The organism is Neisseria sp. P0009.S007 (genome assembly GCF_051962515.1).
The window spans coordinates 1-444 of the sequence record NZ_JBQCVF010000892.1 but is presented as its reverse complement, the minus strand read 5'-3'; the positions used below and the strand labels follow the sequence as shown (position 1 = coordinate 444).

Sequence of the window (444 nt, the reverse complement as noted above, 5' to 3'; positions counted from 1 at the left end):
GCCCTGCCTTTCCGACACTACGACATCTGGGGACTGACAGCAATCATCCTATATGGACTAGCAGAACGTTATCAGCAATATTGCTAAGCTTTTAAATAAGACAAGGCCGTCTGAAAACCAATATTCAGACGGCCTTATTTGATCAATCCTCTTTACGCAGCTTCTTCATAGCATTCGACAAATTCTCCAAACCATTTCATCTCATTGCGCAGGGAAACCACTTCACCAATCACCATTAAAGCCGGACGCTCTGCTTCGGCAGCCAACAAGCCCAAATCTTTCAGACGGCCTGTCCGAACGGTTTGATTGGGTAAAGTGCCATTAGAAATCACGGCAACAGGCGTAGAAGGCTGCCTGCCATAAGCCATCAGTTTTTCCGCAATTTCAGCCGCTTTAAGTGTGCCCATATAGATTACCAACGTTTGGCGGCTTAAAGCCAAAGTC

The 444-nt window shown here is 46.4% G+C and carries 1 protein-coding gene and 1 pseudogene; one reads left to right on the top strand and one right to left on the bottom strand.

All coding sequences use genetic code 11. The features are described 5' to 3' along the window. A pseudogene (locus tag ACTHS3_RS16975) lies at positions 1-87 on the top strand (CoA pyrophosphatase); the annotation flags it as partial. 65 nt (positions 88-152) lie between these two features. Here the strand turns inward: ACTHS3_RS16975 and ACTHS3_RS16970 are convergent. Continuing rightward, on the bottom strand, positions 153-444 hold a 292-nt coding region (locus ACTHS3_RS16970; RefSeq protein WP_440368637.1), incomplete at its 5' end, for a uroporphyrinogen-III C-methyltransferase.